This window comes from Flammeovirga sp. EKP202, from assembly GCF_014534745.1.
Lineage (GTDB): Bacteria > Bacteroidota > Bacteroidia > Cytophagales > Flammeovirgaceae > Flammeovirga.
Window position 1 is genome coordinate 20,479 of record NZ_JACVVP010000054.1, and the last position, 19,974, is coordinate 40,452.

Annotated in this window: 15 protein-coding genes and 1 pseudogene; 9 read left to right on the plus strand and 7 right to left on the minus strand. The window is 32.7% G+C overall.

Annotated elements, in window-relative coordinates:
* The first annotated feature begins 223 nt into the window (after positions 1-223).
* Complete coding sequence (locus IC221_RS23860; RefSeq protein ID WP_188171354.1) at positions 224-1,129, plus strand: hypothetical protein; 906 nt, start codon at positions 224-226, stop codon at positions 1,127-1,129.
* 172 nt (positions 1,130-1,301) lie between these two features.
* On the opposite strand, the gene IC221_RS23865 is transcribed toward IC221_RS23860, so the two are convergent.
* Positions 1,302-2,666, minus strand: coding sequence for an MATE family efflux transporter (locus IC221_RS23865; RefSeq protein WP_188171355.1), 1,365 nt, complete (start codon positions 2,664-2,666; stop codon positions 1,302-1,304).
* A 96-nt stretch (positions 2,667-2,762) separates the two neighbouring features.
* Positions 2,763-3,344: an NUDIX domain-containing protein gene (locus IC221_RS23870; protein WP_188171356.1), complete on the minus strand. Its 582-nt coding sequence runs from the start codon at positions 3,342-3,344 to the stop codon at positions 2,763-2,765.
* A gap of 239 nt (positions 3,345-3,583) precedes the next feature.
* Between IC221_RS23870 and IC221_RS23875 the strand changes: the two genes are divergently transcribed.
* Complete coding sequence (locus tag IC221_RS23875; protein ID WP_188171357.1) at positions 3,584-4,075, plus strand: hypothetical protein; 492 nt, start codon at positions 3,584-3,586, stop codon at positions 4,073-4,075.
* A 63-nt stretch (positions 4,076-4,138) separates the two neighbouring features.
* On the opposite strand, the gene eat is transcribed toward IC221_RS23875, so the two are convergent.
* The 3 genes from eat to IC221_RS23890 all read right to left on the minus strand — a co-directional run bounded on the left by eat (position 4,139) and on the right by IC221_RS23890 (position 10,723).
* Entirely contained in the window at positions 4,139-5,473 is a 1,335-nt protein-coding gene (gene eat, locus IC221_RS23880; RefSeq protein ID WP_188171358.1) for an ethanolamine permease, read from the minus strand.
* Between the two features lie 79 nt (positions 5,474-5,552).
* Entirely contained in the window at positions 5,553-7,193 is a 1,641-nt protein-coding gene (locus tag IC221_RS23885; protein WP_188171359.1) for an AMP-binding protein, read from the minus strand.
* Between the two features lie 128 nt (positions 7,194-7,321).
* Complete coding sequence (locus IC221_RS23890; protein WP_188171360.1) at positions 7,322-10,723, minus strand: hypothetical protein; 3,402 nt, start codon at positions 10,721-10,723, stop codon at positions 7,322-7,324.
* A 710-nt stretch (positions 10,724-11,433) separates the two neighbouring features.
* Between IC221_RS23890 and IC221_RS23895 the strand changes: the two genes are divergently transcribed.
* The 4 genes from IC221_RS23895 (at position 11,434) to IC221_RS23910 (ending at position 15,998) form a co-directional block, all read left to right on the plus strand.
* Positions 11,434-12,252: a polysaccharide biosynthesis/export family protein gene (locus IC221_RS23895; protein WP_188171361.1), complete on the plus strand. Its 819-nt coding sequence runs from the start codon at positions 11,434-11,436 to the stop codon at positions 12,250-12,252.
* Between the two features lie 5 nt (positions 12,253-12,257).
* Positions 12,258-14,630, plus strand: coding sequence for a polysaccharide biosynthesis tyrosine autokinase (locus IC221_RS23900; protein ID WP_188171362.1), 2,373 nt, complete (start codon positions 12,258-12,260; stop codon positions 14,628-14,630).
* Between the two features lie 44 nt (positions 14,631-14,674).
* A complete protein-coding gene (locus IC221_RS23905) occupies positions 14,675-15,376 on the plus strand; it encodes a hypothetical protein (RefSeq protein ID WP_188171363.1) in 702 nt (233 codons plus the stop codon).
* Positions 15,377-15,497: 121 nt separating this feature from the next.
* Complete coding sequence (locus tag IC221_RS23910; RefSeq protein WP_188171364.1) at positions 15,498-15,998, plus strand: UpxY family transcription antiterminator; 501 nt, start codon at positions 15,498-15,500, stop codon at positions 15,996-15,998.
* A gap of 49 nt (positions 15,999-16,047) precedes the next feature.
* Here IC221_RS23910 and IC221_RS23915 read toward each other — a convergent pair.
* Positions 16,048-16,746 (minus strand): annotated as a pseudogene (locus tag IC221_RS23915) (IS630 family transposase); the annotation flags it as partial.
* A gap of 110 nt (positions 16,747-16,856) precedes the next feature.
* Positions 16,857-17,069 carry a helix-turn-helix domain-containing protein gene (locus IC221_RS23920; RefSeq protein ID WP_188171365.1) on the minus strand — a complete coding sequence of 71 codons (213 nt, stop codon included), beginning with the start codon at positions 17,067-17,069 and terminating at the stop codon, positions 16,857-16,859.
* Positions 17,070-17,547: 478 nt separating this feature from the next.
* Between IC221_RS23920 and IC221_RS23925 the strand changes: the two genes are divergently transcribed.
* The 3 genes from IC221_RS23925 to rfbB are packed head-to-tail and all read left to right on the plus strand — an operon-like array spanning position 17,548 to position 19,972.
* Positions 17,548-18,069, plus strand: a complete 522-nt coding sequence (locus tag IC221_RS23925; RefSeq protein WP_188171366.1) for an ArsR family transcriptional regulator — start codon at positions 17,548-17,550, stop codon at positions 18,067-18,069.
* A complete protein-coding gene (gene rfbD / locus IC221_RS23930) occupies positions 18,066-18,920 on the plus strand; it encodes a dTDP-4-dehydrorhamnose reductase (protein WP_188171367.1) in 855 nt (284 codons plus the stop codon). The genes IC221_RS23925 and rfbD overlap by 4 nt, the downstream gene beginning before the upstream one ends.
* 2 nt (positions 18,921-18,922) lie before the next feature.
* Positions 18,923-19,972 carry a dTDP-glucose 4,6-dehydratase gene (gene rfbB, locus IC221_RS23935; RefSeq protein ID WP_188171368.1) on the plus strand — a complete coding sequence of 350 codons (1,050 nt, stop codon included), beginning with the start codon at positions 18,923-18,925 and terminating at the stop codon, positions 19,970-19,972.
* The last annotated feature ends 2 nt before the right edge of the window (positions 19,973-19,974 follow it).

Sequence of the window (19,974 nt, forward strand, 5' to 3'; positions counted from 1 at the left end):
TGATTGTAAAAAAACTTATCTCAAAAAATATTTCCACATGTATTAATAATCAACAGACCCACATAATGTTTTAATTCTATTTGAAAAAACTGCCTTCCAATGGAACTTATTGCATTAAAAGAAGTCTCTTAATAGGGATTTGAAGAACTTTCAACTCTATTGAAACTTGACATCTTACTTTACTGTTAACGAAAGTAAGAAACCTGTTAGACCTAATTTTTTTATGAAAAACCAAAAGCTACTCCTTCTCGTTATTACTCCTTTTATTGTGATGGCTTGCGATTTAATTAATGAAGTAACAGATTGCTCTACTGCACCCGTTTTGAGACAATACAATATCTTAATTAATGACATTGCACAAGCCGATACATCCGATTGTATCGCTATTGCTGAAGCACTTGATTCTGCCATTGTTTTTGTCGAAGATAATAAGGCTTGTGTTGTTGCCTCTTTTACGGAAGCAGACAGTACAATTAATGCTCTTGAATTTGTAAATGGAGAATTGGAACAATGGAAAACAGTAAGAACTCAATACGATGAATGTGCTGGTTCGAGTACTGTAGGAGATACAAATCCCTGTTCAGAAGACTCTATCGCTGCCACTAAATACGATTATAAAATGGCTTATTATGATGCCTTTGATAGTCGTAATTGTGAAGATATAAAAGCGGCAATCGATTCTTATATCACTTACCTCGAAGAAAATAGAAGTTGTATCGCAGAAAGCTCTTCAGAAGCAAAAGTTGACGCCGAAATTGCAACATTTGTTGAAGCTAGAAAAATCATTCTGGAAAGCAACTGTCACCCTGATGTTTTGAAAACCTTTAATCTTTTCAAGGCCAAAACAGCAGTAAGTGAAATGAGCTGTACACAAGCCATTTCAGCATTTGTAAAATCAGAAAGACTTTATGACGATGCACTTATTGAACAAAACTGTCACTCTCTTGTTTTAAATGCAGAGTATCTCATGGAAATTTACAACAATAAGACAGAATGTTTGGTAGACTTTGTTGCTGATAAGTTTGATTATTCTAAAGCTGAAGCACGAGAAAAAATCACAAAAAAAATAAATGCAATTTCAGAACATCTAAAAATGACCAAATCAAATTGTAGTGGGTTTGAGGAATGATTTAGACTGAAGTAATTTTCTTTTGAAAGAAATTTATAATTAATGTTAGAGGGTTAGCTTTTGGTTATTTTTTTTGGTATATTAAATTAAGAAAAACATTAAAAGCTCAATTGGTATTACAGGTGCATAGTAGACCAATGTGAGTAGCCTTTCAATTGCTTGAAAGGCTTTTTTATTGTGTATTCCCGACTAGGTTTTTCGCCCATTTTCCTGAGTTTTTTCTCCATAAATAGAGCACTAGCCTCAAGTATTCTTCTAAGGAAACTATGATGTAGACCCAAAAGATGGAAAGATCAAATACAAAGGCTCCAATCACTCCTAATGGAATTGAAAATATCCAAGTGCTAAACATCCCTAATCCAGTGGTAAACTTCGTATCACCTCCCGATCTTAATATTCCTGCAGCAAGTATAAAGTTGGACATTTTACATGGGAGTAAAAATGCAAAAATATAGCATAACTCAATGGTGATAATTGCAACCTCATCTGTAATCTGGTATAACTTGATATAAAAAGGTGTGACAACTGCAATAAATAACGCGACCAACAGTGAGGATAAAAATGTCAGTTTCAAGAGTTTTGTAGCGTATACTTTTGCTTTTAGAATATTATTCTGTCCTAATTCATACCCAATCACAATGGCTGCTGCGGAGGCTAATCCCATAAAGAAACCTACACTCAGCATTTGTAATGGTAAAGTCATTGTCATAGCGGCAATATCCACTGTTCCCATTTTACCATAAATCATAGAATAACAGGTCTCACCAATAGCCCAAGACATATCACCAACAATTAATGGAGCACTAACACTTAGTAGAGGATAGATTGTTGATTTATCAAAATGGAAAAGATGAATCCGTTTTACATTACCAGGATATTTTTTCCATTGCATGATACCCCAAAGTGCTATAGCCTCGACCCACATTGAAATGACTGTAGCCCAAGCAGCACCTTCCATCCCAAGAGCTGGAACACCAAAACCTCCAAAGATCAACCAATAGTTAGCAACAGTATTGACTATTACTTTGATAAAACTCAATTGCATTACCAACTTCGCTTTACCAATACTTCTCAAAGATGAACTATAGGCTCCGCTCAACAATATTGCCGGGAAACCTACCGCTACAATTTGTTGATATAGACCTCCATAATGAATTACTTCAGGATCATTTGAAAAAAGAGATAAAATTTGTGAAGGGAAAAATACACTCAAAGCAATTCCCAACAACATAACTAGAAAACCAATTTTCAATAAATCTCCAACAAGATAACTGATCTTATCTTTTTCTTTTTTACCCCAATATTGAGCTATAAAAACACCAGCGCCATTGGCTAAACCCATTACACCCACGATATAGACAAAAGTAAGTCTTCCGCCTAACCCAACAGATGCAATAATGGTTTCTCCCAATTGACCAACCATCACCTGATCTACCATCCCTAATGCATACTGCAAAAGACTTTGCATAGATATTGGCAATGCGACGTCCCAAATTTCTTTATAAAATTTTCTCTGATTGGCTTTTAATGACAACATGCTTAGCACAAAATATTGAGTGACCTAAAATTTTTGCAAAACTAATCTCTTACTTGGTAAATCAAATTAGAATTGAGCTTTGTTAAGTACTAATCATTATAGATGTTCAGCTGTCATTTTTGCAAGCATTGCCCATTGGACAGCTATCAAAGTTTTAGCATCTCTTATTTTGTCAGATTGATATAAATCCACTAATTCTCCATAAGTATACTTCACAATACGAATGTCTTCTCCTTCCGACAAATTACCCCCTCCTTCTGCAATTTGTTCATCTAATTCGGCAAAAAATAAAGCTACCTTCTCATTACATCCTCCTGGAGTTGAATAAAAAGTAGACAAATACTGAACATTTTTTAAAGAATAGCCGATCTCTTCCTTTGCTTCTCTATGTAATGCTTGTTCTGAAGTTTCCCCTTCATCTACCATCCCTGCCATGCATTCCATCAACAATCCATTGGGATTATCATCCGTCAGTGTTGGTATTCTTATCTGTTCAACAAACCAGTATTTCTCTTCCTTTGCATGATAAAATAAACCTGCAATGGCTTCATTTCTAACGACTACCTCCCTTGAAATTTCATCAGACTTGGATCCATTAAATTTTTGATGATCAAATTCAACAACATCTATTTTTAGAAACCCATCATAGGCCCTTGTTCGCTTTTTTATATTTATCATTATATTTTTTTTAAATGATTCTTACCGCTAAAATAATCAACTCCTTCCATAAATTTTCAAATCTTTTTACACCAGGAAGGATTGAGATACTAAGAGTTGACTATGAATTCTTTATATTTTGTCATAGGATGGAAATCAATTGTCATTAAAGGACAAATATTCCAATTATTTCAACAAATATATTTACATTACGTAATTGAAATGGAGTAAATTTAATTTTTCACAAAACTCAAAATTCAATGAAAGTATTAGCACTATTTTCTTTCTTTCTCTTGTTTACAACATCTTTATTTGCTCAAGAAAAACTACTCTTAGATAAAGATTATACTTATAAAATGGATTATAAAGCGTTTAAAAAGCTTTATAAAAAAGAAGATGACAGAGATAAGAAAGAGTTTATTATTTATGATGGATTAAAGGCATACAAGAAAAATATGTCGGGCTATTATGTGGCTTATAAATGTAAATTCAATGCTCAACGAAAATTAATTGGCTTCGATATTCAATTTGTTGCAGACTCAAAGGAAGATGTACGTGATATTTCTGTTTCCTATATGCAAGAGTTGGTCAACGAACATGGTTATGTTCAGAAAAAAGTTGGCGGAACTAAAGTTGCTTATGAAAAAGATATTTTCTCTTACAAATTCCAAACTTTAGGGTATGACTATATTGATAAGAGGAATAAAAAATGGGTTGCTAAGTATCAAATGAGAGCTTACGACCACAATTAGAAATAATTAAAATTAGACGTAGAAACCGGAATGAAATTCAGTATTCATTCCGGTTTTTTATGTTTAGCCTAATTCTCCTATTTCTTCATTATGATATTCTTTTTGAGATAAAATAAATAACAAGTAGCTCCCTCCTAAAATTGCGATGAATATACCTGCCAATACTAAATTATAGTAGGTCATAGCAAGTAATGATACAGTAGCAATTATTAATGCAATTGCAGGTGTGATCGGATACCACGGCACTTTATAAGATCTCTCTAGCTCAGGTTTACTTTTCCTTAAAGCAAATAAGCTTAACATCGAAATAATATACAATGTTAAAGCTCCAAAACAGGCTATAGTGATAATTTCTCCCGTTTTACCGGTAAAAAGAGCAACAATACCAATACACATATTGATCAATAAGGCATTCATTGGTGTCTTAAATTTCGAATGTACTTTCCCTAATTGCTTAGGAGCATATCCTACCCTTCCAAACTCAAAAGTTGACCTTCCTGCAGCCAAAATAATTCCATGAAATGAAGCAATCAATCCAAGCAAACCAATACCAATTAACAACTTATAAAGTAGATGGCCTTCATTGACAACCTGCCCCAAAGCCAATGGCAATGGAGAATCTGAAGCAACTGTTGAACCTGATGGATACACTACTTTCTCCCATCCACCTACTCCTACAGCAGATAAAAATGTAAGAATACATAAGAACACCAAAGTGGCAATCGCTGAACCAAAACCTAGATAAATACTTCGTTTCGGGTTTTTGGTTTCCTCGGCAACATTAGCGATTCCTTCAATGGCTAAGAAAAACCAAATTGCAAATGGAATAGCAGCAAAAATACCTTTATAACCAAAAGGTAATGCATTCAATTGAAGATTTTCGTATTCAAAGTGGGGTAATGTAAAACCTGCAAATAAGAGAAGTTCCAATACAGCTAAAACTGTAATGATTAACTCAAAAGAAGCTGCTAATTGAACTCCAAAAATATTAATGCCTGTAAAAATAAAATATGCTCCCATTGAAAAGTATATAACATCAATGTCGGGATACAAAAGGTGGAGATAAGCGCCTATTGCCGCAGCAATAGCTGGAGGAGCAAAAATAAATTCTATGTTTTGAGCCATCCCTCCAATAAATCCAAAATGCTTTCCTAATCCTTTGTGTGCATATTCAAAAGCTCCACCCGCTTTGGGTATAGCACATGAAAGCTCGGTGTAGGAGAGTGTAAAGGTCACATACATGATAATAATAAAGAATGTGGCAATTGCCAACCCTAATGTACCTCCTTCTGCTAAACCTAAATTCCAACCAAAGTACATTCCTGATATGACATAACCGACTCCTAACCCCCAAAGCATAAGAGGTGTTAGGGTTTTGGATAATTGTGAGTTGCTCATTTGAAATAGTTATTAAATATGATAAAAAATAAAAAAGCCCCATAAAACTATGGGGCGATTCATTATGTATAATAAAGTATTATTCGAATATTACTGTCTCAGATTTATCAAACCATTGACTGTAATAAGGACTATGTATCTTTTCTAAATGATTTCTTTTCAACTTTAAAGTTGGAGTCAACAAACCATTATCAATCGTCCAATCTTCCTTCATCACAATAGCTTTTGCTACTTTTTCATAATTAGGAAGTGTTCCATTTAAACTCTTTAAAGATGATTGAATGGAAGTTCTCAAAGCATCTTGAGAAAGCTCTTTTCCTATTTCTGAAGGAACAATCAAGGCAATAGGCTGTGGAATTCCGGTACCAACAACACAAACTTGCTCAATATTAGCATTATCGGAAAGTGGTAATTCAAGGTGATTTGGCGAAATATATTTTCCTTTATCTGTTTTGAATTGATCTTTTACTCTACCAACAATTGATAGGTAACCATCATGATCATATTCACCTAGATCCCCCGTTCTTAAATACCCCTCATCATCAAAAAGTTCTTTCGTTTTTTCTTCATCTTTGAAGTATCCTAAGGTCAAACAATCACTTAATAAACATACTTCACCTTCTGCTGAAAGTTTCGTTTTGATATGATCGTATTTTTGACCTACGGTACCAATTTTATTCATGCCAGGGAAATTCATATGTGACACACAAACATCTTCAGACATACCATAACCTTGGTTGACATCAATACCTAATTTCTTAAACCATTCTTGTAAATCTGGAGAAATTGGTGCTGCTCCTGATATTACCGACACTGCCTCTTGAAAACCTAAAGCTGATGTAATTTTCTTTTTAATTACATTATTAATTATTGGAATTTTCAACAGTAAATCCAATCGACTTTGTGGCATCTTTTTCAAGATACTTTCCTGGAATTTTTGGAAAATTCTTGGAACTGCAAAGAACATATGAGGTTTTGCTTCTGCTAAATTTGCCGGGAATGACTCTAATGATTCTGGAAAAGAAATACTTCCTCCTAAATAAAGGCCAATAAACTCATAAGCAGCTCTTTCTGCAATGTGTGCTAAAGATAAGAATGCGAAAAACCTTGGATGTCTTGGTAAGGTGAAATGATGTTCAAATTCAGCAACAGCAAATTCAACACTACCATAACTATGCATTACCCCTTTCGGATTTCCAGTTGTACCTGAAGTGTACAAAATAGTCATTAGATCGTCTTTTGCTGGCTTGTAAATGTCTTGGATTGGAGAAGAACCTTCTACCATTTTATCCCATCCATATTCCTCATTTACACCATGCATCTCAATACCAATTTTTGGTATACCTTGTATGCCGCCTTTTTGAGAAGCATAATCATCCAACTTACCTACAAAAATCGCTTTAGACTCACTATGCTCCAAAATCAATTGAATAGTGGCTTTATCTGTAGTAGGATAAATTGGGATACTGACACCACCTGCCATTAAAATAGCTAGATCAGCCATTATCCAATGAGAACAGTTTTTGGACAAGATCGCTACATGATTTCCTTTTTCAATTCCCATCTCCTGCAATGCAGTGGCCATTCTTCTGATTTGGTCTCCGGCTTCTTGAAAGGACAATGTAATTTTTCTACCATGAATATTTTGATGCAAAAAAGGTTGGTTGGGTGTCTCTCTTTCCCATTTCTGAAATGCATCTAATACAGATATAAAACTCATAGTTATGATTTAATTTTACGTAAGTTTGGACGTATTATGAAAAGTAAGTTTTAATTAAAAATGCTAATATTTAATAACATTAACAAATCATTTAAAGGCTTTTTCATAAAAAAAGAGACAAAATAGTGTTAGAACAATGCAATTAAATTCATACTACCGATGTGTACACTGTTTGAATTTTCTGATTTTCGTCCATCATACTGCACCCTTAATTGCATTCCATTAAACAAACTTTGTGTCCAGGAAATATTCCACTTTAAATTAACGCCCTCATTGAGTGCATCTAACATTTCATAGCCGATGGCTGAATTTGGCTCCCCATCATAATTTTGAAAAATAGCTGAAAATCTTCCTGTAATTGAAAAGAGAGAAGCCTTATTCCATTTTGCTTCAAACGAAGTTTCTTGAATTTGGGATACCTCCTGTCGCGTCTCTGAATTAAGCTCTCCTAACTTTTTCTTTACGCTATAACCTAAAGAATAACGCATAAAGATAGATGGTTGAAATGAAATAGATGGTGTTACTCCTAACTCATCAATGGAATAATTCCGATCCTCTAAATAATCAGAACCTGAAGTAATCTTTCTTTGATAGCCTTCCAATTTCAATGTCAACATTTTACTTACATTTACCCTACCACCTAGAGTATACCTGATATCTTGCCTTAGTTCTCTTCCTTGCGTAAGCAATTGCGTATTTTCTAAAGAGACAACTCTAAAGTCTGCTCCATAAAAAGGGTTATTTCTATTAAAAAATAAGGTATTTCGAAAAGCATAATTATAAGCCAACATTTCTTCTTCATTCACACTTCCAGGAAATGGTGAATACCTACCCCATATATCATCAGATAAACTTTTTTTATCAACAAGTATTGAAGCATTATTAGAGAATTTCGATACCAATTTTTTTAGTGCATCTTTTTTAGTCCATTTTTTAGGAGCTTTCAAATTTAATCTCAAGTTAAGGGTTGATCGATACGCTGGAATGTAGTCATCTGTTGGTGTATAAAACCTAGCAAATTGTCTTTCATCTGGGTTCTGAGCCAAAAAGAATTCATTTTGATCCTGAATTCCATCCCCATTTAAATCTCTCCATGTGTGCGTACCCCTTCCGTCTTCCACTCGAACATAAACAAACTCCCTTAACAATTCTCTTGATGAAGAAACAGTATAAGTACCATTAAATTTCCCAATACCTTGCCCGAAATTGATACCCCCCAACAATCTTCCTTGTACAGATTCTTCGTTTGACGGAGTAGTAGTAAAATAATCTGACCATTTTCTATAAGTGGCTCCAAATTGTATGTTTCCCCTCTTTCCAGATTTTCCAACATTTAACTGATAAGTATTGGCGATAGTTTGTAACTCCATTTTACCATCTCGAGGAGCATTATCTTCTCTGTAAGAATAATTAAAATTAAAATTCCAATCTAAACTATCTCCACTTCTTAAGTAAGCTTGATGTTCATGGAAATTCATCCAAGAATAAACAACAGAATCGGTTCTTGATATCATAGTTGCTTGCTTATCCGAATTGTAATTATACCCAGGAACAATATAGTCACCTTTATAGAAAACAGTTCCATTCCATTTCATCCAATTAGCCTCTTGACCTTCATTTAAAAGTTGGGAATGCATATTGAACACATCACCTTTAAAATGTAGCTTTCTGATATGATAATTTATATTTGCATCTTGTTGGTACCCATCTATTACATTGGTTCTATCTCTTTTCGAATAATTATAAGATACTCCCCTTTTCTTCAAATCATTCAGCCTCACCCCTCCTTCAAAATAAACTTCTTCTTCTTGAGGAAGGTTATCATAATTTAAAGCCCAACTGCGATCAAACTCAATCGGTCTAAACCGGTCTATGCTATTAAAATTTTTATCAATATGCATGAATGTGGCATGGGATGATATCAGATAGTTCTGGCCAACCGGACGGTTTTCAGATTTTATGCTAACATTAATTGCACTTCCATGATTATTTTCATTATCAATTGATGAGAATAAATTAACATCTTGATTTGAAAAAGCTCCTTCGAATGCAATAGTCTCATGACTTGTTATTTTATAACTTCCTCCACCTGTAATCATCTGTTTACTATTAGCAGCAATCAGCCTTCTGACAGGTAAGTAACGGCCTTGACGGATACCATTTTCTGGTGACACCCATCTATAATATCGGCCAAAAGAGGTTACTTGATCTAAAATATAATCACCATTCCCTTGACCTACATCTGAAAAACCTGCACTATACAACGGAGAGTCTTCTGCATTTGCTCTTCTTAAACATTGTGTGTTTTGTCCATCAATGGTTAAAGTATCCACTGTTGTGTACAATATTCTATTGGGATCAAACTCCAAAACGGTATCAATTGCAGGAACCACCGCATTTTGTAAACTATCACCAATCCCTGCTAAAACCCTTTTCTCATCATCTGACAAAGTGTAAAACAAACTACTATTTCTATCATCTTTCTCCTGATAGAAATTAAAGTAAGCATCCCACTTTTTACTCGTCATGTAATGATTGGCTTCGGTAATAGTTCTACTATAAAATTGGGTGGCATATTCATAATCGACTCTAATACGAGTATATTGTGTTATCAGTATTTTCTCAGTAAAGGTGATTTCAGCTAAATTATAATCAATGACATAATCGGCATCGAATCCTCTTTCTAATAATTCTCCATCAATATATACTTTTTCTGAATTGGCAATGACAACAATATTGGATTCACCATTGGGCCCTCTTAACCTGTAAGGACCTAAAACACCATCTAATGCAGCTACTTGTGCAGAGTAAAACTGTCCTTTTGCTATTGAAATACCTCCTTTCGTCACTGTTTTAACTTTAGAAGAATCGTTTCCCAACATCAACTTTGCTTGGCCCCCTTGAACATTTTTGTTGTAACGAAGAAATACTCCAGGACTATTTTTCATTACAATGTCTCCTGCAGTTAATTGTGCATTTTTATGTTCCAGTTCGATATATACTTTATCAAAATCTTGAATTTGTTGTGTATTTCCTTCTGGTTGAAAAGGTAAATCTTGATCCGTTAAAATTGCCGTGAGTTTTACATCGTCAGTAATATTACCTTGTAATTGAAGATTCATTGCTGAATTCACAAAAACATCCTGAGAATTACCCATAGAAATTCCTCTTGAAATGCTACCTGTTTTCTCAATGTTTGGAGCACTAAATAATTCTTCTTTTTTTTGTTTTTCCTCTATTTCTAAAATATACCTTTCATTAGAATGATCCACACCATACCCACCCGATTCATAAACCTCTTGAGAACGATGGTGCAAAATATTAGATAAATGCTCTGGATAAGTTCTATACTCAATTAAGGCTCTGATTGATTTATCTGAAATAGAATCACCATTTTCATCCAGTATCACAAGAAAGTTATAATCACCTAACTTAAAAGTTAAATTTAAGTCATCTGGAAATGTCTTTTTGATTTTAATAGAAGATAAATAGATGGCATTCGAATCAAGGTACACTCCTTGAACTCCCACCCATTTCTCTTTTAATAGTGATGTTTGTGCGATTATGGTGTTTGAAATGAAAAAAAAGAAAAGGACTATTAGAAATTTAGACAAGTTTCCTTATTGATTTTTGATGAATTTTAGAGATGAAGTTTAATAACTTAAGCCATCCAGAGTAATTAAAACATAAGCCATGAGTATCAACTTTATGTAACACAATCTTAAACAAGTAAAATATAATATCAAAACCTATACTCAAAGTGGCTTGAAAAGACGTAGAAATTGACTTAAAAAAACATTATTTATTACATACTACAAGATGTTAGTGCTAATTTTTTTTAAACGAATCGTATTTAAACTAAAATGGACTCTAATTTGATTTATAATAGATTTTGAATAATCACGTTATTTAATCAGCAATTTAATGTGAAACTTAAATGAACATTATTTCAAAGTATTTAACAAAATTAATTTTTTTGGATATATTGCAACTTTAAATATTACAGATGATTGAAAATTCTTACTAAAGAGACTGATAACGAGCTTAATATTTCATTTCAATTAATTGAATTGTTCTACTATTACTTTAAATGTAATCTGTTATAAGATAAAATATATGATTTTTATATCCGATTATTGTAACTTTGAATAGTTCTTGAAAAGCTCTCAGTTATCAATATTGTTTTTCACTTTTCAGAAACAAAAACTTTTTTGGATAAACTTTTTAAATTAATAAACACTTGAATTCCAAGAACCTTTTATACTTTTTGATAGGACTTACCCTGTGTGTAAGCAGCTGTGTTTCAAACAAGAAATTAACTTACTTAAAACACGAAGGAGAACTCAAGGACGAGGTAGTATACGATTCTGTTTACAGAACTACCCCTTCAGTACCTTTAGCATTAAATACTATCCGACCTTTTGATCAGATTTTAGTTGAAGTAAAGACTGTTACTCCTCCTGAATATAACCCTTTTGCTTATGTTGAGACTATTGGTGGCATGAATAACATTTCAAATATTCAGCACCCTGAACAAGGCAGTTTATTAGGTTACACTATTAATGAAGATGGTGATGTTGACCTACCACTTATTGGTAATATTAAACTTGCTGGCTTAACATTCTCTCAAGCAGAATTTAAAATCAAAGAAATATTAGATGATATGATGGATGATCCTGCCGTAAGGATAAAACATCTAAACTTTAGATATTCAATCATTGGTGAAGTGATGAGACCAGGGATTTATGGCACTTACAGTAGAGAAATGTCAATTCTGGAAGCAGTTGCTAAAGCTGGAGGTATTAAAGAATTTGGCGATAGAGCTAAAGTAAAATTATTAAGAAAAAATGGACCCAATATTACAACAGTTTATCTAAACTTAAATGACGAAACATTCATTAATAGTCCATATTATTATCTTCAACAAGAAGATGTTTTGGTAATTTTACCACTTAAAAGAAGACCAACACTTGAGTATGTTCAAAAGAATGTATCAATAGTGGCTTCTATCACCGCAGCTGTAGTTTCAATTGTTACCCTAATTACTGTTAATCGCTAAATGTTATGCTAAAGGATAAAGATAATTATTTTTCTAAAGTGCAATCCGACCCCGAAGATAAAGCTATAAAAGAGCTAAAAAAGTGGTTTTATCTATGCATAGAACAATGGAAATGGATTGTATTATCAGTTTCAATTGGTTTAGTCATTTCTGTTTCTCTTAGTTTATATTTAAGTAACAGGTGGGAAATAACTTCTGAAGTTGTAAAAAAAAGCACTGAATCAAGCAGTAGTAGTTCTAGTGATTTTATTTCAATGTTACCTATTGACGCTTTAGGTGCAGAGTTTAGCAAAATCAATATAGAATATGAAAAAAGATATTTTACTTCTAGAGAAATACTCTACAGTTTAATTGACCAACTACAATTAAATGTCCACTACTTCAATAAGAATCTAATAAAAGAAGTTGAATTATATAAAAATAAACCATTCCGTATAGAATACAACAGATCATCTTCATGGATTCCTAAAGGTGAAAAAGTTGAAGTTGTTATCTCAGAAGACAACAAGGCTTATCAGCTATTTTTAGACAATGATACATCTCAAATTCATTTCGAAAATAAGAAATTCATATTTGGAAATGAATATAAAGTAAATGGTTTTAACTTCACATTATTTAAAGAAAATTCTGTTGAAGAATTTAATGATTTATCATTTGTTATAAATTCATATTCTGATGAGACATTAACACTCAGAAAAAAAATATCATTTAATATTCTTGGTGAAAAAAATACGGACCTCCCTCTAATTCAGATGAAAACTGAAGGAAATATTCCAGACAAAGAAAAAGATATCTTAATCACATTAGTTTCAACAGTACAGAAAAAAGACATACAAGATAAAAACTTCGCCACTAAACAATCAGCAAAGTTCATACAAGATCAGCTTCAAATCATCTCCGACTCTATGCAATTAATTGCTAATCAGGTTTACAAACTGAAAACTGAAAACACTGAATTAGCGGGAGGTGCAGAATTGGTATTTGAAAAAATATATAGATTAGATGATAAACGTAATGAACTTCAATTAAGTATTCGATATTGTGACTATCTTCTTAACAATATGAATTCAGGAAGTCAAGAAGAAATCCTAATGCCTGAAGCATATGGTATTACTGGTTCTCAACTTACTGATATGTTAAGTAAGTACTCAGAGATGAAACTTGAAGACGCGCTATCAAATCAAAGATTAAAAAAGTCAATCTTATATCAAGAAGAAGCTATCGAACGAGATAAAGCTCTTAAATCTTTGCGCTTAAAAATTACTGATGCTATTGGAAGTACTAAGAAAGCACTTAGTATACAATTAGAAGAATTGAATACTGAATTAAAAAAGTCAATTCAGTCTACCAACACTTTACTTTCAGAGGAAAAGACTTTACAAGATTACCAACGCCTTTTTGAAACACATGAACAACTTTACAGGTTATTATTAGAAAAACAGGCTGAATATAGTATTAGAGCTGCTAGTACTATAAGTGACTATACAATGCTTTCAGTACCAGAAGTAAGTGAATTTCCAGTTTTTCCTAAAAGAAAATTAAATGTTTTAATAGGTTTAGCTTTAGGTCTTTTACTTCCTGTAGGTATTTTTTATATCATAGTTCTTTTTGATACAAAAGTTCGAGATGAAGCGGATGTAAAAGAAATTTGTGATAAACCATATATTGGTAATATAATCACACAAGACACAACTTACTTACTTGACCCACTTACACGTTCTTTAGCAGCAGAAAGTTATAGAAATTTCAGAACTAACTTGCAGTTTATGCTAGGTGATAAAGATAAATTTACTATTTTGGTCACATCTTCGATTAGTGGGGAAGGTAAAAGTGTAACTTCTGCTAATCTTTCCAACTTTTACACTATTTTAAACAAAAAAGTAATCCTAATTGGTGCAGATTTAAGGAAACCTGTATTTAAAAAACTTTTCCCAAAAAACAATGAAAATATTGGTTTATCAAATTATCTAAGCTCCGGGAAAAACATCGAAGACTACATTCAAAAAACTGACAATGAGAATCTTGACCTGATACTATCAGGAACAATTCCACCCAACCCAACAGAGTTATTACAAGGAGAGAAAATGAACAATCTAATGGCTGAATTAAATGAAAAATACGATATTGTGATTTATGATACCGCTCCAATTGGCATTGTCTCAGATGCTAGAAAAATGATGGAAAAAGCGGACCTTGTATGTTATGCTACACGACAAGGAAGAACACCTAAATCCCAATTAGAAAGAGCTTTACAAACATTTTTACCATCCAAAGACATTAAAATGGCATTATTTATGACGGATGTAAATATGAGTAGAAAAGGAGGATATCAATACTCTTACTACGGAAAAGACTATATTTCCTACTTGGAAAAGTAATTTTAATACATTTTAGAACAAAAAATATTTAATTGATATATACAATGAAATCCTTACTACTAGTTCCAATACTACTTTGCTTAAATATAGGTGCTTTCGCACAATCTCATCGATCGCTAAACTTAATTGAGAAAACAAATTACTTCTTAATTGGGGGAAATCTAGGACTTGCGTACCACTCTGGTGGTTATGCAAATCAAAGTTTAGGTAAAATTGATATAACTGCAGCTCGCCCTGCTTTAACCGGTTATCTTCAAACTAAAATATCCAAAAGATGGCATATAAGAGCTCAAGGTTCATTAATGATGCTCACTGCAAAAGATAAACGTTCCGATTCTGAAACAACTGGTCAAAAAGCTTTCAGAACATATCTTTTTGATGTTGCTCCGCTTTTTGTTTATGACTTAGGAGTTAATAAGAAAAACAGGAAAAGATCCCCTTACAGTAGAAGAAAAGGCTCATTATTTACTTGGTACCTTGTAGGTGGAACAGGGTTATTTGTTGCAAACGTTAAAAATAACTTAGGCGGGATATCATCAAATAAAATTGGAGGTACACTTAATGGAGGCATAGGGTTCAGGTATACTATTTCAGAAAATTGGATACTTAACGCAGAAACTTTAGGAAGGATGAGTACAAGTAATGATATTGATGGTTATAGATCTCAAGCACTACCAGTAGACCTTTACATTACAGGTCAACTAGGTGTTGCCTACAGGATACCAGGTATGCGTATCATGCGTTAACTAATAATAGTTCAACAAACACAACCACCCTCATATAATAAGCATCATAGTCTTATATTACAAGAAAATATAAGACTATGATGTTTTGTCAATTATAAATACTAAATAAAATAACTTCTAAATGACTATCAAAGAATCGAGACAATGGTTAGTGGTGTATACTAAACCAAAGTCTGAAAAAAAAGTTACTGAACGTTTAAATAGAAAAGGATTCTCCACATATTGCCCTACTTATACTAGCATTAAACAATGGAGAGACCGCAAAAAGAAGGTATCAGTCCCTGTAATCCCATCTTATATATTTATCCAACTTAATGAATTTGAACGATGGGAGGTTTTGACTGACCCTGGTATTGTCAACTTTATTTATTGGCAAGGAAAACCTGCTGTTATTCAAGAAAGTCAGCTGAATGCTTTTAAAGATTTAATAAACAATACACACGATCCTTCTCTAATCAAAATAGAAAACCTAAATGAAGGTGATAGAGTTATATTGAAGGATCATAGATTTGATAAACAATGCGGTACTATCCAATCTATTCATAAAGGCAATATAAAAATAATTTTAGCAGAGTTAAACTTAAAAATAATATGCAACCAAAGTAAAGTTTTAGTTTTGTAAAATTAATTCTATTTAATTATACTAAGTACTGGAACATATTAAAGTATAACTAAAAATGAGCTTTGGAAAATTGGAGAAACAACTGCTTGCCAATGCCTGAACATACTCTATCAACGGCATAGAAAAGATTGTCAACAGAAACATAATCTTCAGGCTTTATCCAAGATTGTTTCATTTCTCTCCAAAGTCTTTCAATAATATTTAAGTGTGGCGAATAAGGAGGCAAGTAAAAGATATATAAGCCTCTTGTTTGCCATACTTTCAAAAGTTCTTTGACTTTACGTGCAGTATGAACACGAGCATTGTCTAAAACGACCACTGTAGGCTTTTTAATTTTGATAGAAAGTTCATCTAGAGTTTCAATAATAAAAGAAGCATCTATATTCTTTTCCGAATTCCGATATAGAAACTGATTTGTTCTTGAAAAGAGTCCAAAGCAATTGATAGACTTTCCTTTGCTAACTTTGACAGCAACATCTTCATCATCAAATTGCCATGCGTAAGGAACGTACCCCTGCTCAGAAAACTTGGTCTCATCTCCAAAAAAAACGTCTATATGATCCTGTTCAGCTTGTTTTTCTAGAGATATCAGCATTTCTTTCCGTACTTGATACAGTTCTGGTGAACATTCATGCTTGAGCCTTCGCCTCACTCGTTTCCATCGGCAGCCAATGCTTTTAAAAAGCACTGAAGAGTTTTCAAGCTGAATGACTTGCCTAGATCTTCTTCTAAGAGATCTTTGGCTTGCCTGAGTCTTTGACGCTCTTTCTGAACGGTGACTTTGACTACGGTTTCATCTTTTTCTTTGTCGAAGATGGTCTTTCTTCCTTGCCCAGACTTTGTCTGTAAACCCTTAATTCAATATTGTTGATATTGTTTACACCATTTTTTTACAGGTTGAATCGTCACACCGAAAATAGTGGCTATTTCTTCCGATGTCTTGCCTTGACTCTTCAACAGAATATAATGGCACCTTCTTGAAAATTGAACGGACTCAGAATATTTATAGCCTTCTTCAAGCTCGTGCTTCGCTGTTTCCGTTAATTCTATAACTTTTGATTTACGACCCATAATTTAGGTATAAATATAGCTTATATTTTAATTTGTCTTAATACTTAAGTCAAAAATATATCATAGTTAATTCTAATTTATTTTTTGTGAGTACAACGCTAAAAAACGTATGAATAGTGGTTCTATTGAAAGTTTTTTGAAGGAAGTAATCGCAAAACAATAAATAGAATTAGTATTAAATAATTTTGTCTTGGTACTTATACTCATGAATTAATTATTCTATCTCTTTATTTATTAACTTTTACCTATATCTAAAACATAAAACTTATAAAGTACAAATGACACTTATTTATTTATCGCTGTTTACCAGTATTTTACAACACAATTAAATAAATTAACCTCAGAAAATTTGTATAATTTTTTTACTCACCTTTAATTTACAAGTGTTATACATTTTAATACAGTCATAACAAATTAAATGTGACTGATGTGGCGAAGCCATGTTTTTTCAACAAAATTATTATTGCACCTTTAAATAATGCTAGAAGCCTTAATCACTTCAAAAACTAGATTAAAACTATTGCTGAAATTTTTTCTAAACCCTAACAATTCTGCTTACCTAAGAGGTCTAGCAATTGAACTTTCAGAATCTACAAATTCTATAAGGGTAGAGCTTAATCGTTTAGAGAAAGCTAATATGTTAGCTTCAAATTTCAAGGGAAATAAAAAATTTTTTAGGGTTAATACTTCTCACCCTTTATTTAATGACTTACAAGCTATAGTTCATAAATATGTAGGATTAGATATAATTATTGATAAAGTACTCAATGAGCTAGGAAACCTTGAAGAAGTTCATCTTGTTGGAAATTTAGCAGAAGGAAAAAATAGTAAAAGCATTGACTTAGTAGTCAAAGGTAACATTAATGAAGAATACCTTAAAAAAGCAATACAAAAAGTAGAGGGAACATTAGAAAGAAAAATTAATTATACTATAAGTCCTGAATATAGTAGTTCCATCAGCAAACCATCTCTAATCATATACTCTCAAAAAATAAAATGAATATTCTAGTTACAGGTAAAAACGGCCAACTTGGTTCCGAAATCCAAGAACTGAGTTATAATTTACAGCAATTTACCTTTTTCTTTACTGATATTGGCGAGCTTGATATAACAAACAAATCTAGTGTTTTATCATACTTTAAAGAGAATAACATCAAATTGGTCATTAACTGTGCTGCATACACTGCAGTAGATAATGCTGAAGATGAACTTGATATAGCAGACAAAGTCAATAATCATGCTGTAAACAACCTTGTCAGAGCGGCTGAAATTAATGATGCTTACATTATACATATTTCAACTGACTATGTTTTTGATGGAACCAACCATTCCCCATATATAGAGTCTGAAATAACCTCTCCTATTGGAGTATATGGTCAGACTAAATTAGATGGAGAAAAACATGTAATTAATTCATCTACAAGAGGTGTTGTAATTCGAACATCATGGGTTTATTCAAAATTTGGTAACAATTTTGTTAAAACTATGATGCGTCTAGGAAAAGATCGTGATGAACTAGGAGTTATAGCTGATCAGGTTGGAACACCTACTCATGCTAAAGATTTAGCTGAGGTGTGTTTAACTCTACTTTCTAACCAACAGCTTTGGAGTGAATCTAATGAAATATACCATTTTTCAAATGATGGTGTATGTAGTTGGTATGATTTTGCCTTTGAGATTATGAGACAGAATAATATCTCATGCACAATAAACCCCATTGGAACTGAAGATTACCCAACAAAGGCAAAAAGACCTTCATATTCAGTTCTCAATAAGAATAAAATTAAAAAACAGTTCAACATTAAAGGAAAACATTGGACTGTTGCTTTAGAAGAAATGTTATCGAAATAAAAATGAAAAAAATATTAATTACAGGAGGCGCTGGCTTTATTGGTTCACATGTAGTACGTCTAATGGTAAATAAATATCCAGAATATCAGATCTTCAATCTTGACAAATTGACTTATGCTGGTAATTTAGAAAACTTAAAAGACATTGAAGATAAAGACAACTATACTTTTCTAAAAGGTGACATTTGTGACGAAGATTACATAAACAAAATTTTCGAACAACACAAATTTGAAGGTGTAATTCACCTTGCAGCAGAATCACATGTAGACCGATCAATTACCGATCCTCTAGCATTTGCTAAAACAAATATTCTAGGTACAATGGTTCTACTTAATGCCTTTAAAACTACTTGGGAAAACAATTGGGATGGCAAACGTTTTTACCATGTCAGCACAGATGAAGTATATGGAACTTTAGGTGAAACTGGTCTATTTGAAGAAACTACACCTTATGACCCAAATTCACCATACTCTGCTTCTAAAGCTAGTTCAGATCATTTTGTAAGAGCATATGGGGAAACATATAAGATGCCTTATGTGATCACTAATTGTTCTAATAATTACGGTCAAAATCAATTCCCAGAGAAATTGATTCCACTATTTATCAATAATATCTTAACAAATCAGCCTTTACCAGTGTATGGGGATGGAAATTATACAAGAGATTGGTTATATGTTGTAGATCATGCAAGAGCAATAGATCTTGTATTTCATGAAGGTGTCAATCATGAAACATACAATATTGGAGGCTTCAATGAATGGAAAAATATCGATTTAGTAAAGGTTCTGTGTGAACAGATGGATGAGAAGTTAGGTAAAGAAAAAGGCACATCTGCTCAACTTATTACCTATGTGAAAGACCGACCAGGACATGATCTTAGGTACGCTATAGATGCCTCAAAAATTAATAAAGAACTTGGATGGGAACCGTCTGTAAATTTCGAACAAGGACTAAGTATTACCATTGATTGGTATCTTAACAATAAAGTTTGGTTAGAGAGTGTTACCTCTGGAAACTACCAGAATTATTATAAACTTCAGTATCAAAAATAAAG